Raw genomic sequence first — 14,375 nt, forward strand, 5'->3', positions numbered from 1 at the left:
GAGCATGACTCTAGTCAATAATAAGCTCAACTATACTGAAAATAATGTATAATATGTTCAGTACGGATTACTACCAGTTGATCTTTCTGTTTACTTTCGAGTCTGCCAACATGGTAGCCAAAGCAAAGCAGAAAATTGGTAGTAAGACGACACGGAAACTGCGCTTTGGGTATTCTACTCAAAGCTTTGCGGGATACCGCCATTCTGTTTGGAAACAAACAGAATGCTATCGCTGCATAGTTGAACAGTGATGTTCAGCAGTGTTCAGCGTAAATGTATCAGACTATCTCTCTCAAATAGATTCAGAGTAACTGCAATCACCATCCCTCGCCATCTTCAGGCCAAACTCTCGCAGAGCGGGCAAGAAATTTTTGTTTTCGTGATGGGATCGGCTCAACTTCAGCAAGGCAAATCTCTGGATATCGTGCAAGTTTCTCCAGAAATCGAGGGCAAGCCGGATCCCCAGGTCTTGAGCTTTTTGTTGGACAGCCATTGGGATCTGGTTGGGATTTTGCCATTCAGGCTGGGGGTCAATGGGAATCTCTTGCGCCTCTTCGTGGCAGATGGAGCGAACCAAATGGCGCAGATGGTTGCGGAGTTCTTCTAGATCCTGTGGAGATTCAGAGGGCCAATCAACACACTTCCGCCGCTCTTCTAAGGAAAACTTGGCCCATTGATGGAGCTTGAGCTTGATCCCGCACAAATCCAGCTTTAGGCGCAAGGTCATGGGGATGCATCGCAGAGAGTCGGCAAAATCTTGCTCAAACTGAAACAGAGTCATGGGAACCTCGATTAGGAACCAAATCTAGAGTTGAGGGGATTGCTTGAGCGGTGGGTCGGCTTTCTCAAGAGCAACGGCACAGGCTTTTAATTCCGGCTGGCCGGAATCGGGACAACTGATGTCATGGGTAAGGGCATTACACTCGGCTTGTTCTGCCCAGAGGGATCCCCAGTGCATGGGTACAAATAGCGTACCGGGAGCAATGTTGGCAGTTATCTTGGCCGGGAAATAGGCCCGCCCGCGGACAGAACGCACCTGAACCCAATCCCCATCTTGGAGGCCCAGCTTTTCCGCATCGCGAGGATGGATCTCCATAAAGGGTTGGGGGTGCATGTGCTTGATTTTTTCAATCCTGCCGGTACGGGTTTGGGTGTGCCAATGGCCGTATAGCCTGCCCGTAGTTAACACGTAAGGGAACTGAGGGTTGGGTGGCTCCGCCAAGCCACGGGAAGGGTGGGGGATAAAGCGGGCGCGGCCATTGGGGGTCGGGAAACGCCAATCTGTGTAGAGGCGAGTGGACTTAGGGGCCGAGGTTCTTTCTTTGGGATAAGGCCATTGCTGAGGGCCTTGTTCTGCCAAAAGGGCATGGCTGAGGCCGGAGTGATCGCAGAGGCGATTTGCGGTAAGGGCGGCAAATTCTGCATAAACCTCTGCCGCGGTTTGGAAGGAAAATTGCGCTTCAAAGCCCAACCTGCGCCCCACTTCAGCAAAGATCTCCCAATCGGGTCGGGCTTCGCCAGGGGGGTCTCGAAAGGCTTGACAAAGGGTAACCCTGCGCTCGGAGTTGGTCATCACCCCGGTTTTCTCGCTCCACTGGCAGGCGGGCAAAAGCAAATGGGCATATTCTGCCGTTTCTGTAGGGTAATAAGCCTCTTGGTAAACGGTAAAGGGAGACTTTTTCAGGGCTTTTTTGACCCGTTCCAGATCCGGAAAGCTCACCAAAGGATTAGTGGCCACAATCCAGAAGAACTGCAGGGATCCCGTCTCCAGAGCGGCAATCATCTCGGTGGCCCTCAGTCCTGGGTGGGGAGAGAGGGAACCGCTGGGCAAGCCCCAAGCCTGCTCCACCTCTGCCCGATGCTGGGGCTGGCTCACCAGCCGATATCCCGGCAGCAGATGAGATAACCCCCCCGCCTCTCGACCACCCATGGCATTGGGCTGGCCGGTCAAGGAAAAGGGGCCGGTCCCCGGTCGGCCAATTTGCCCGGTCAGGAGATGCAGGTTGATTAAGCTGGTGATCTTGGCGGTGCCCTCACTGGACTGGTTTAGGCCCATCGACCAAAGGGATAGAACCCTTTGGGATCCCTGCCAAAGCTTGGCTGCTTCGATCAAATCCTCGGTGGCAATTCCGCAGCGCTGGGCCACAATCTGCGGTTCATAATCGGCCAGCAAAGCTGCATATTCAGCAAAACCTTGGGTGCAGCCCTCGATAAAATCGGTAGCCATTGATCCCCACTTCAACAGCAAATGGGCAATCCCATTGAAAAGATCGATATCCGTACCGGGGCGAATTTTTAAGTGGAGATCGGCAGCTTCTGCTGTCTGAGTGCGCCGGGGATCCACTACCACTATTTTGAGGGGGGATCCGGTCCTGTGCCGCTTCTTCAGGCGATTAAAAAGAATGGGATGGCACTCTGCTGTGTTGGTGCCCACCAGAAAAGCCAGATTGCAGAGATCGAGATCCTCGTAGCAGCAGGGGGGGCCATCGGATCCCAGGGATTGGGTGTAGGCCGAGACGGCTGAGGACATGCACAGGCGCGAGTTGGTGTCGAAATTGTTGGTGCCCAGGCAGCCCTTAATGAGCTTTTGAGCAACGTAATAGTCTTCAGTGAGCAACTGCCCCGATCCATACATAGCCATGGAGTGAGGGTTGTCTTTGAGGCAGCGCAGCCGAGAAACCATCTCCTCAAAAGCCTGATCCCAAGAAATGCGGCGAAAGGGCTGATCCAAGCTCTCCCGAAACAGGGGATAGAGCAGCCGATCCCGACCAACTGCCTCCAGGATCGTGGCCCCCTTTACACAGACCATCCCCAAGCTGGAAGGATGATCCCGGTCGCCTCTCATTTTCCAGTCACCTGAGGCTGTCGAAACCGCCTCCAATCCACATCCCACACCGCAATAGGGACATAGGGTTTTGATGACAGCTTTTTCCGGCTCCATCGCGGTCACCATGAGTTGGGATCCCTGTCAGGATGGATAAGTGTCTTGCATTTTGGATCCCGATAGGCCATCAGGTTAAGGATCTCTTAGCCGAGGAGATCGGCCACTTGGATCTCAAATCCGGGCAATACAACCTGGCTTTTGGCAGTCTCTTGTTCGGTTAGCCAAAGGTGGCGATCCTGAGTCTGGATAAAAATAAATTTGCTTTTGGGAAAAATCAGCCAGACTTCCAGTACATCGGAGCTGAGATACTCTTGGGCTTTTAGGAAAATATCTTCTCCACAGTCGGTTGGAGAGAAGATCTCCTCAACCAGAGGATAGCTCTGCAGTAGCGTGGCAATATCCTCTCCAAATTGCTGGATTAAATCTGGAGATGAGTAGGCAGCATCAGGTCTTCTGACTTTGCCTTTGGTTTGGCCGGGAGCCTTCACCAAAACCATACCCCCCAATGGCTGACATTCAACATAACCGAGCCAACGGAAGAGAAGTCGGGTTTGGAGCTTTGCATCCCCTAAAGTTTGCCCCACTTTCTCCACAATGTAGCCATCTACCCATTTGGTTTGGGCAACTGGATTGGCCAGATAGTCGGCAAGGGTTTTGGGCAGGGCAAGACCCGCTCCTCCATTGGGAGATCGGTTGGAACTACGTAAACTACCCGACCCTGACTGCTTCGCAGTACAGGGCGGGCTTTCGGTAGCCCTGCAGTTGGCAAGCCAACCACGAACCTCTAGGCTGGTTTACAGCAGCCCCCAAAAGCGCAATCACATTCGCACCATTCAAATCCGCATCCCCTTCCCATCCACAGTGTCCACACTTAAACTTCTTTCCACTGCGATAGGATTGCGTAGGATCGGGATGGATGTGCAAACACCGGTGGCAGGTCTGCGACGTGTAGGCAGGCGGAACCAGCACCACAGGTACTCCGGCAATGGCAGCCTTGTAGACCACGAACATCCTAAGCTGGTAGAACGCCCAGTTATTGGTTCTGCGGCGCTCAGCTTTGCTGCGTGGCTGTTGATTGACCCTTTCCCGGATCCCTGTCAAGTCTTCCAGAGCAATAGCGCTGTTTGTCGCCTTTGCCCTAGAGACAATAGCTTTGGAGATGCGATGATTGACCCACGCCTGAAAGCGCCTCTCCTTGCCAGACAGCCGTTGCAACAGTTCTCTGCATCTGCGCCGCGAACTGCGTGTGCCCTTACTGGCTTTGCGTTGGAGTGCCGCCCTCAACCGGGAGTAGTGGTCGCGGACTCTGTTCAACTGCTGTCCATTCCAGTTATCTCCTTCCGATGTATGAGCAATATCCGTCCTGCCCAAATCCACGCCCAGCACTCTATCCGTGCCTTGCGGTGGGCACGGTTCCGTTTCCACACAGATTTGAATAGAGTAGAAACCGTCTTTGCGCTTGACCAGAGTGGCAGATTTGGGATTGGAGCCCGCCAGCCGTTCTCTCTGGTAGCGGCCAATCGCCAGCTCAAAGCGCTCCCGACCCTCCACCGTGGTCAGCGACACCGTCCAGTCTTTCTCGCGAAACGAAAAGATACGGGCATCGTAGGTCGCAAAGCCTCTCTTGAACGCTTTGACCGGACGGTTTTTCTGTCGGGCAACTTTACGGGCACCGGCCAGCCGTCTGCAGACCTGCTGAGCCAAGTTACTGGACAAGCCAAACCGAGCGCGAATCTGGTAATAGCAAAGGGACTGGAGTTTGACTGCGTTGACTACTTTTTCTGGTGTGTTTTGGTTGACCCAGTTCAACGCCTGCACAAAGGCATCCATTGTCGCGTCCAACTTTGCGGCTTGCGACTGGGACACCTTGAGCTTGCAGGAGACGGTCAGGACTTGGGTCATGGTTCTATCATAACTTCCGCATTCCTCCCGACACTGACCCTACGGGTACAGTGCGGGGCTCCTGCGATTTCTAGCTGAACCGGAGCAGTGGCCATCAACTTCCCTCTCCAAGTATTTTGAACCCTAGCTCAATCCCCTCCATGGGCAAAGCGGCGATAGAGGAAGTCAAGGGCGCGGTTACGCAATTCGTAGAACTCAGGCATTTCCATAATGCGGGAGCGGATGCGCGGTCGCTCAAAGGGAATGGTCAAGATCTCGCCGATATGGGCAGCGGGGCCGTTGGTCATCATCACCACACGGTCTGACAAGTAAAGAGCTTCGTCGATGTCATGAGTAATCATCAAAACTGTGCAGCGGTGATCCCGCCAAATGGCCAGCAGCTCATCTTGTAGATCTTCCTTGGTAATGGCATCCAAGGCCCCAAAAGGCTCATCCAAGAGCAAAACTTGCGGACGAACGGCAAGAGCACGGGCAATGGCTACCCTTTGCTTCATGCCTCCAGAAAGCTGCTTGGGCCGCTTGTGGGCTGCTTCCGCCAAACCTACCAATTCCAGATGTTCTTGAACAATTTCCCTTTTTTCCCACCGGGGTTTGGTTGGGTACACCTGATCCACCACCAGATAAATATTTTCAAAGGCAGTCAGCCAGGGCAAAAGGGAATAATGTTGAAACACCATCATCCGATCCGGCCCTGGGGAAGTGATGGGCTGGCCCTTGAGGGTAATGGATCCCGAAGTGGGAGTCGAAAAACCCGCCACCATGTTGATCAAGGTGGATTTGCCACAACCCGAGTGGCCGATAATGCAAACAAACTCACCGGCGGCCACTTCCAGATTGATATTTTCCAGCGCAACGAAGGGCCCTGCTGAGGTGAAGTAGGTCTTGCCCACATTCTGAAGACAAAGAAGGGGCAGTCCTGCAACCGGAGAAGCAGAAGATAGCGGTGAGGAGAACGTGCGGGAGCTGGTCATCATAGTGTTTTCCAATCGAGAGTTTAAGGTAACAAAAGCTAAACTTCGCTGAGCTGGTACTCCTGCAGCTTCAGATCCTGCCGGATGGCCACCGACTCCAGGTAAGCAACGGGATCCTCTCCGTCAAAGCGGGATCCATCGCCAAAGAGTAAAGCTCCGCGGTCGTGGGCCCAATCCGGAAGGCCCAGTTCTCTGGCGGCTAGGGCGTAGGTTTCGCTGTCCAGAACTTGGTCGAGAACCGAAACCCAATTGCGGGGAAAAGGGCAGAGGCCCCAGCGAGCCATCTGCGTCAGGATCCAGAGGTGTTCCAATCTTTCCGGACAGGTGTTGCGCCCGTTGGCAAACTGGTGAAAACCGGTGAGGGCTTGGGATTCATCGGCAATTCCCCGCTGCAGAATACCCGTCCACCCCGGCTGCAGATCCTCCAGGGCCACGCCCACATACTGGGGCTGAGCCAGCCACTCCAAGATCTCAGAACGGTGCTGCGGCTGATCGCAGTAGTGACAAGCCTCCAGTAGTGCCTTGACCAGAGCTACATGGGTGCGGGGGTAGTTTTGCGCCCAATCCTGGCGCACTGTCAGCACCTTTTCGATGTGGCTGGGCAAGATTTCAGGGGTGGTGGCGACGATAACCCCCACCTGTTCCCGCACAGCGCGGGAGTTCCAGGGCTCGCCCACGCAGTAGCCATCGATGTTGCCGGCCTTGAGGTGGGCCACCATCTGCGGCGGCGGGATCACGGTTAACGTGACATCCCGATCCGGATCCACCCCCCCACCGGCCAGCCAGTGCCGCAACAGGAAGTTTTGCATGGAAGCCGGATGAACCACTCCCAGGGTGTGGACTGTGTCGGGGGTGTGGTTGAGGTATTGGCGAAAATCCGCCAGGCTTTGAACGCCTCGCTCCAAAAGTCTGCGCCCAAAGGTAATGGCGTTGCCGCCACGGGAGAGGGTTAAGGCGGTTACCAAAGACACCGGAACTCCCCCTACTCCCAAGGTGGAAGCCAACGGGATCCCGGCCACCACCATAGCCGCGTCCAGCCGACCGGAGCGGATCCCTTCCCAGATGGTCTTCCAGCCTGGCTCCCTCACCAGGGTGACCTGCTCCAGGCCATGCTTTTGAAACAGGCCTTTTTCCTGCGCCACCACCAGCGGCGCGCAGTCGTTGAGGGGCACAAAGCCAACCTCCAAATTGACCTTCTCCAGGCCGTGTTTGGCAATGGCCACGCGAACAGGCGTTTTTTGGCGAGCCCGCTTTTGCTGGTTGAGAAAGTAGATCATCTCTCCCCGCAGGCTGTAGTAGTCGGGGTGACGCACCACTTCCAAACGATGGCGGGGCCGAGGAAAAGGGATCCGCAAAATCTGGCCAATGCGGGCCTCCGGGCCATTGGTCATCATTACCACCCGATCCGAAAGCAGCAGCGCCTCATCCACATCGTGGGTAACCATGACACAGGTGAGCTGCTCCGCCTGGGCAATCTCCATCAGTTGCTCCTGCAGGTTGCCGCGCGTCAAGGCATCCAGAGCGCCAAAGGGCTCATCCAACAGCAGCACCCGCGGACGGATGGCCAAAGCCCGGGCAATGGCTACCCGCTGTTTCATCCCTCCTGACAGATGGGCCGGTCGCTTGTCGGCTGCCCCCTGCAACCCCACACGGCGAATGTGTTCTGCCACAATCCGGTCCCGCTCCGCTTTGGGAAGGGATCCCAGCACCTCGTCCACAGCCAGGGCAACGTTCTCCCGCACCGTCAGCCAGGGCAGCAGGGAATAGTTCTGAAACACCACCATGCGATCTGGGCCGGGATCTGTAACTTGTCGGCCCTCCAGGAGAATGCCTCCGCGGGAAGGCTTTTCCAGGCCAGCAATGATGTTGAGCAGGGTCGATTTGCCACAGCCGGAGTGGCCAATTAGCGAGACAAATTCCCCTTTTTGGATCTCCAGGTGGATGTCTTTCAGGACAGGGTAGATCTCTCCGTTGTCGAGGAGAAATTCCTTGTCGACATGATCCACTTCAATGTAAGGCTGGGTCTTCATGATTCCTCTGAGATGATTTCTGAGAGCATGGAGAAATTGTCAGCAACCAATCTAGAACTCGGCCAAGCTCATTTAGCGATCCTCAGCCACCACCAGCGAGCCAATCCAAGCCGTGATGCGATCCAGCAGAAGACCCACCATCCCGACATAGATCAAAGCCAGAATGATTTCGCTGATGCGGGAGCTATTCCAGGCATCCCAGATGAAAAATCCAATGCCCACACCGCCAATCAACATTTCCGCTGCCACAATGGCCAGCCAAGACAAGCCCACCCCAATGCGCAAGCCGGTAAAAATGTAGGGCACAGTTGCCGGGAAAACGATTTTGAAAAAGTACTTCCAGCCGGACATGCGCACAATTCTGGCCACGTTGCGGTAGTCCTGAGGGATCCGCTGTACGCCGGCAACGGTGTTGATCAAAATGGGCCAGAGAGCCGTAATGAAGATTACAAAAATGGCGGAAGGGTTGGCATCTCGAAAGGCAGCCAAAGAAATCGGCAGCCAGGCCAAAGGCGGCACCGTGCGCAGCACCTGAAAAATGGGATCCAAAGCCTCGTACAGCCAGCGATTGACCCCGATGATCATGCCGCCCACAACCCCCACCAAGCCGGCCAGGGCAAACCCAATGAACACCCGCCGCAAGCTGGCCCAAATTTGCCAGAACAGCCCTTTGGCATTGCCGCCATAGTCAAAAAAGGGATCTTTAATGAGGGGATCCCAGGTGTCCTGCCAAACCTGGAGAGGGGTGGGCAAGTTGGCTCCGGGGCGGCTATAGGCAATTTGCCAGAGAACGAGCACTATTAAAATGGCCGTGGTGGGCAAAAGAACGCGGCGCAGCACTTGGTGGATTTGGACTCGCTGCCTCCAAGCAGAAGAAGATGCAGAGCTGGCCGGGGAGTGGAGCCCGGCATTGGACTGAAGAACAAAGCCTGGGCTGGTTTTCAGCAGCCAGTGGCCTAGGCCAACCAGTAGGGGAAGCAGGATCCGAAAGAGGTGGTAGCCCAACTGTAGGGCAGAGTGGAAAATCCTCATGGCTTGCTGGGAGTAAGGTTGAAGTCAACTTAAGAGGATTCCAAGAGAGAAGGGGTTTCAGTTGAACACTCTTTGTGGGGATTCGGGGATCCCTTCTCTCCTGGACAGAGGGTTTGCAGCTAACTTGCTGGGGAAAGTTGGGAAATTAGGCCAGCTTCTTAATCGCCAATTTCTCCAGGTAGGCGGCAGGATTTTCGGGATCGAACTGCACCCCGTCGAAGAAGGTTTCCACTCCTCGAGAGGTGCTGGGGGGAATGGCTGCCCCCTGACCAATGGCTTTGGCAGCTTCTCGCCAGAGTTCTTCCCGATTCACCCGCTCCACCAAGGCTTTGGTATCGGTGTCGGCAGGCAGATAGCCCCAGCGGATGTTTTCGGTCAAAAACCAGAGATCGTGGCTCTTGAAGGGGTAGGAAGCGTAGTTCTGCCAGAACTTCATCAGGTGGGGGCTGTTTTCAACGACCTTGCCGGTGCCGTAGTCAAAAGTGCCCCGAGAACGGCCCAAGATATCGGGCACAGGCACCCCCAGCCAGCGGCGGTCGCCGATGATGCGACACATCTCCTCTTTGTTTTCCATCTGGTCGCACCAGATCTGGGCTTCTAGCACCGCTTTCAACAGGGCAAGGGTGGCTTTCGGGTGCGCATCCACCCAGTCGGCCCGCAGGGCAAAGGCCTTTTCCGGGTGGTTGTTCCATAGCTCGCCGGTGGTGAGGGCACTATACCCCTCTTTTTGGTTCACCAGTTGGGCATTCCAAGGCTCGCCCACACAGAGGGCTTCCATGGTTCTGGATTTTATATTGGCCACCATCTGCGGCGGCGGCACCACAATGAGGGAGACATCGCGGGTGGGATCGATCCCGCCTGCGGCCAGCCAGTAGCGCATCCACATGTCGTGGGTACCGCCGGGGAAGGTCATCGCGCATTTGGGATCTTTGCCGGCAGCTCGAAGCTCGGCAAACTTGGCCTTGAGGGGGGAACTATCCAGGCCGATTTGCAAATCCCGATATTGGTTGGAAATGCTGATGCCCTGACCGTCCAGATTGAGACGGGCCAAAATGTACATAGGCACCGGCTTGCCATCGGTAACTTTGCCGGTGGTGATGAGGTAGGGCATGGGGGTGAGGATGTGTGCCCCATCGATGCCGCCGGCGGCGGATCCCAGCACCAAGTTGTCGCGGGTGGTGCCCCAAGAGGCCTGCTTGACCACCTCTACGTCCTTCATGCCGTACTTGTCAAAGAACCCCTTTTCTTTGGCGATGATCAGGGGGGCAGCGTCGGTGAGGGCGATAAATCCCAGCCTGGCTCGCGTGGTTTCTGGGGTATCAGCTTGAGCTACCCAGTAGCCCTGCCCCAAGGATTGGGATTGGGCGCGGGGGATCCCAGCCGTAGCTGCTCCAGCCGCAAGGGCAGCTGCCCCAGCCAAAAACTGGCGACGGGAGATGGGAGAGGAAGTGTTGAATAGCTTAGACATCACAACCTCCAAAATTTCGAACGACGAACTGCCTAGTAGGTCATCAAGGGGGAAGCAGAGGTCTGAGCAGCCGAGGGATCACGACGCGGCCTGGCCCCGAAGTGCTCAATCAGTAGCTCCACCAAGACGGGCTTGAGGTCTTCGCAAGGGATCCCTTGGCGCACGCATTCGCCCAGCTTGGCGTCTTTGCCCACTTCTCCCCCCATGTAGATGTCCACCGCCTCCACCGGCTTGCCGTCCTTGCGAACGGTGGTGCCCATGAGGCCAATATCAGCCACCTGGGGCTGGCCGCAGGAGTTGGGACAGCCTGTCCAGTGGATGCGCACCGTTTGAGGAATCTCCAGCTCGGCTTCCAGCTCTTCCATCAGGGCCACGGCGCGGTTTTTGGTCTCGATGAGGGCAAAGTTGCAAAACTGGTTGCCCGTACAGGACACCAACCCCCGCTGCAAGGGTCCCGGGTTGGGGGAGAACTTTTTCAAGAGCGGCTCTTTGAGCAGGGGGGCCACCCGCGAGTCGGGCACATTGGGGATGAGCACGTTCTGCTCCACCGTTAGCCGCAGCTCCCCGGAGCCGTACACCTCCGCCAAGCGAGCCAGCTCCCTCATCTCCGGGACGTTGAGCCGCCCGACGGGCACGTGCAGGCCTACAAAGTTGAGGCCCAGTTGCTTTTGGGCGTGTACTCCCAGCAGATCCCGCTTGTGCCAGACCACCTCGTCTTTTTCCGCCGCTCTGGGCAGAGGGTGGCCAATCTGCTGCTCCACCGCCACCCGAAACTTCTCCAGGCCCCACTCGTCAATGAGCCACCTCAGCCGCGCCTTTTGCCGGTTGGCCCGCAGGCCGTGATCCCGATAGACCAGCAGCACCGCCTCACATAGAGGAACCACATCGCGGGGATCTACCCAAACGTCCAGCCCGATGGCCTCGGCACAGCGGCGGGCCGAAAAAAAGCCTCCCACCAAGACGTTGAAGCCCAGCTTGCCCTCTTTGAAAGCAGGCACAAAAGCCAGGTCATTGATCTCGGCATGCACCGAGTTGTCGCGACAACCGCAGATGGCGATGTTGAACTTGCGCGGCAGGTTGGTGAAGGAAGGGTTGCCCTCGCCGTTGTTGGTTACCATGTCCTGCACTTTGCGGGTGAGGCCGCGCACGTCGATCAGCTCATCCGGGTCGATACCGGCCAGAGGGGATCCCGTGATGTTGCGCACGTTGTCCATGCCTGACTGGATGCTGGTCAGGCCCACCTCCTTGAGTTGCCGCAGAACCTGAGGCATGTCCTCAATGGGAATGCCCCGCAGTTGCAGGTTTTGCCGAGTGGTGATGTCGGCTACGCCATCTTGGCCGTAGGGGCGGAGGATCTCGGCCAACTTGCGCATTTGGCCGCTGGTCAGGATCCCATTGGGCAGGCGCAGCCGCAGCATGAACTTGCCAGGGGTGCGCTTGCGAAAGAAGATCCCCAGCCACTTGAGGCGGTGATCCCGGTCGTCTTCAGGAATGTTCTCCCAACCCATCCGGGCAAACGCCTCCAGCTCGGCCTTGACCGCCAGCCCATCCTTTTCGCTTTTGAGGCGTTCAAATTGGTTCGCCATGATCGCTGCCGTGGGGTGAACACTAGCTACCCTAGCAATGACGAACCGTTAACTTTGGTATTGGCAGTTACGCTTTGTAACAGGTTATGCAGTTTTGTCATTCTCGAATTGCGCTTTATGCATAAAGTCAGGCTTCCAGGAGCAGCAGACCCCTCTTTCCCCTTTGGGAAAGGGGCTGGGGGTGAGGAAAAGCTAGTTGAGAGGGTTGAAAGAGTCGAAAGGCTCCCTCTGCCAGAGGAAACGGGGCGGGATCCCCAGCCCTTCGGTGAGGGGTGCGGGCCTTGGCGGCGCCTGAGGGTCGCAGTCGTAGAGGGTGGTGGTGTAGCGATAGGTGCGCGGCGGCCCACCCATGAGCCGGATGCCGCTGATCTCAAAGAGGTAGGGGCGATTGGGCTGAACGGATCCCACCGAGTAGGTGAGGGTTTCTAGGCCAAAGGCGGGATCCCCAACCCGGATATCTCCAACGGGCACCGGCTCACCTGTGACGGCATCGGTGATGCGGATTTGGGCTTGGCTGAGGTCAGACAGGCCGCCGCGGCTGGGCACCGAGAAAGACCAGCGGTAGGCAGACAAGGGCTGGCCGGAAAAGCCCTCCAGACGGTACAGGTAGCCGTCTCTTTCGGGGAAAGCAATAAACTCGGGATCCGGTACCGACTCGTCAAAGCCGAAGACCCAATTGGCATTGGCCTGGGTCACCCGCCCGGCCCGCGGGTCAAAGACGATGCCGTAGGCTCCTTGGGCATATTGGGGATAGAGGTTCCAGCGGCGATGCCCCACATCTACAAAGTTCTCTCGGCCCGGCTCGGCAAAGTAGATATCCACCTGGCGCGCCAACACCCGCCCTGGGTCGGGGCCGTTCAGCTCCAGAATGGGGCCAATCGCCAAGTTGCCAAAGCGGGATCCTGCCTCTCCAGCAGGGGTAAAGCAGCGCCAAGAGGGGGGCGGCTGGTGGCTGAGGGCGCCATTGGCCACCTGCATCAGGGCCGCCTGCTGAGCGGCCTCCAAGAATTCGGGATTGAGCTTCACCGGCGGCAACTCGTGCAACAGCCGCAGAAAGTTCAACCGATCCATCATCTTCTGGGCTGCTGCTGGGGTGAGGCGACCGGGATTGCAGATGGCAGCCTGAGGCTGCTCGGCGTAGATGGGACCAGCAAAGGTGCGGGTTTGGCGATCCAACTGGCAAAGAAAGCTAGCAATTGGCAGCTCCCCTGCCCGGGGAGGCTCTGGAGCCGTGGGGGATCCCTCCCCATTGCAGGCCGTCAAGAGACCAAGGCAGAGCAGAATGACCAGCCCTACCCCCCACCGCTGCTTTAAGCCAAGCAGCCGCTGCCAGCGCATGCAAAACTATCGGCCAGCGGGAGTGGGGGTGGGAGTGAGGCTAGGGGGGCTAACCGTGCTGCCGCTGCCCCCGTCGCAGGCAGACAACAGCCCTAGGCACAGGAACAGAGCCAGGGTGCTCAAGAGCTTGCCGGTTTCTGGGGTAGGTTGGAGTGTAGCCATAGTAACAAATCTCCAAGACGCCGCTGGGTTTGACCCCGTTTTATCACATAGGGGGGAGTGCCAAGGCTCCTGTCGTAGTGCTGCCACGGATCCCCCCACCTATTTGTCTTGGCTGCCGAATCTGGCTGCTCAAGGGATGATCTGAAACTCCAGGTTGTGGGTCTGGAGCAGGTCGATTGTCTCGTGGTTGGTGATGTTGGTGTCAGCCAGCTCCAGATTGTAGCAGTCGATAAACTCCTCGCCGTCGAAGTAGGGGCCAGCGTGCCAGGTGCCCAGCTCCAGTTTGATGAAGCAGTCGCCAGCCACTCGAAAAGCTTGAATCCCGTCCACCTGCAGCTCGTCGGCAGGCGGCGCGACGGCGATGAACCACTCCTTGCCGTGCAGGGATCCCAGGCACTGGGTGCAACGGGTGTGGCCGGTTATTTGGCTGAACTTGAGGCCAGGACGGAGCAAGCGCATGAGGTAAAAGCGGGGCTGGCCCTGATTCAAAACCAACTGGGCATCTTAGCTGTCGAAAGGCTTGTCGTCGGGAGCAGGGTAGATCGCCTGCCCGTAAGGGGCAAAGTTGGTAGTGTCGCGTATTTTGTGGGTTAAGCATGGAGGGCGGAATGGACCGAGAGGAGCTCAAGAGGTTGACCAAGGAGGAGATCAGCCGGCGCATCCGGGAAGGGGTCAAGGCCGTCATAGTGCTCCGCACCGCTTACGCGAACGAGCAGGTGTTGGAAGAAGAGATGACCGAGCACCTGGCTGCGGGTTACCGTGAGCGCACCCCAAGCCGCCGCGGGGAGCGGAACGGCTACTACACCCGGGACCTCATCACGCCGGCGGGCAGGATCGCCCAGCTCCGGGTACCCCGGGACCGGGAGGGGACTTTCCTGACCGAGGTCTTTGAGCGGTACAAGCGGATGACCGGAGAGGTGGAAGAAGCGGTGCTGGAGATGTACCTCCAAGGGGTCTCCACCCGCAAGGTAGCGGCCATCACGGAGGGCCTGTCCCGGGTGC

Annotated in this window: 13 protein-coding genes; 1 reads left to right on the plus strand and 12 read right to left on the minus strand. The window is 57.2% G+C overall.

The window, feature by feature from the left end; all coding sequences use genetic code 11:
- Positions 1-292 precede the first annotated feature (292 nt).
- The 12 genes from NW848_RS03850 to NW848_RS03905 all read right to left on the minus strand — a co-directional run bounded on the left by NW848_RS03850 (position 293) and on the right by NW848_RS03905 (position 13,832).
- Positions 293-781 (minus strand): nitrate reductase associated protein, encoded by a 489-nt coding sequence (locus NW848_RS03850; protein ID WP_414357823.1) that lies wholly within the window; start codon positions 779-781, stop codon positions 293-295.
- Positions 782-805: 24 nt separating this feature from the next.
- Positions 806-2,941, minus strand: coding sequence for a molybdopterin oxidoreductase family protein (locus NW848_RS03855; RefSeq protein ID WP_414508686.1), 2,136 nt, complete (start codon positions 2,939-2,941; stop codon positions 806-808).
- 86 nt (positions 2,942-3,027) lie between these two features.
- Positions 3,028-3,546 (minus strand): Uma2 family endonuclease, encoded by a 519-nt coding sequence (locus tag NW848_RS03860; RefSeq protein WP_414508687.1) that lies wholly within the window; start codon positions 3,544-3,546, stop codon positions 3,028-3,030.
- A 46-nt stretch (positions 3,547-3,592) separates the two neighbouring features.
- Positions 3,593-4,786: an RNA-guided endonuclease InsQ/TnpB family protein gene (locus tag NW848_RS03865; RefSeq protein WP_414508672.1), complete on the minus strand. Its 1,194-nt coding sequence runs from the start codon at positions 4,784-4,786 to the stop codon at positions 3,593-3,595.
- A gap of 128 nt (positions 4,787-4,914) precedes the next feature.
- The gene (locus NW848_RS03870) at positions 4,915-5,757 is read right to left on the minus strand and encodes an ABC transporter ATP-binding protein (protein WP_414402949.1); all 843 of its coding nucleotides are present in this window, start codon (positions 5,755-5,757) and stop codon (positions 4,915-4,917) included.
- A gap of 38 nt (positions 5,758-5,795) precedes the next feature.
- Positions 5,796-7,787, minus strand: a complete 1,992-nt coding sequence (locus NW848_RS03875; RefSeq protein WP_414402948.1) for a nitrate ABC transporter ATP-binding protein — start codon at positions 7,785-7,787, stop codon at positions 5,796-5,798.
- Positions 7,788-7,859: 72 nt separating this feature from the next.
- Complete coding sequence (gene ntrB / locus NW848_RS03880; RefSeq protein WP_414402947.1) at positions 7,860-8,819, minus strand: nitrate ABC transporter permease; 960 nt, start codon at positions 8,817-8,819, stop codon at positions 7,860-7,862.
- A 145-nt stretch (positions 8,820-8,964) separates the two neighbouring features.
- Positions 8,965-10,287 (minus strand): CmpA/NrtA family ABC transporter substrate-binding protein, encoded by a 1,323-nt coding sequence (locus NW848_RS03885; RefSeq protein WP_414508673.1) that lies wholly within the window; start codon positions 10,285-10,287, stop codon positions 8,965-8,967.
- 32 nt (positions 10,288-10,319) lie between these two features.
- Entirely contained in the window at positions 10,320-11,873 is a 1,554-nt protein-coding gene (locus NW848_RS03890; protein WP_414508674.1) for a ferredoxin--nitrite reductase, read from the minus strand.
- 192 nt (positions 11,874-12,065) lie between these two features.
- Positions 12,066-13,049: a CAP domain-containing protein gene (locus NW848_RS03895; RefSeq protein WP_414510466.1), complete on the minus strand. Its 984-nt coding sequence runs from the start codon at positions 13,047-13,049 to the stop codon at positions 12,066-12,068.
- A 168-nt stretch (positions 13,050-13,217) separates the two neighbouring features.
- Positions 13,218-13,373 (minus strand): hypothetical protein, encoded by a 156-nt coding sequence (locus tag NW848_RS03900; RefSeq protein WP_414409808.1) that lies wholly within the window; start codon positions 13,371-13,373, stop codon positions 13,218-13,220.
- A 129-nt stretch (positions 13,374-13,502) separates the two neighbouring features.
- Positions 13,503-13,832, minus strand: coding sequence for an ureidoglycolate lyase (locus NW848_RS03905; protein ID WP_414508676.1), 330 nt, complete (start codon positions 13,830-13,832; stop codon positions 13,503-13,505).
- Positions 13,833-13,981: 149 nt separating this feature from the next.
- Here NW848_RS03905 and NW848_RS03910 point away from each other — a divergent pair.
- Positions 13,982-14,375 (plus strand): transposase (locus tag NW848_RS03910; protein ID WP_414510467.1); only part of this gene is annotated, 394 nt, incomplete at its 3' end.

The organism is Synechococcus sp. RC10A2, assembly GCF_047502605.1.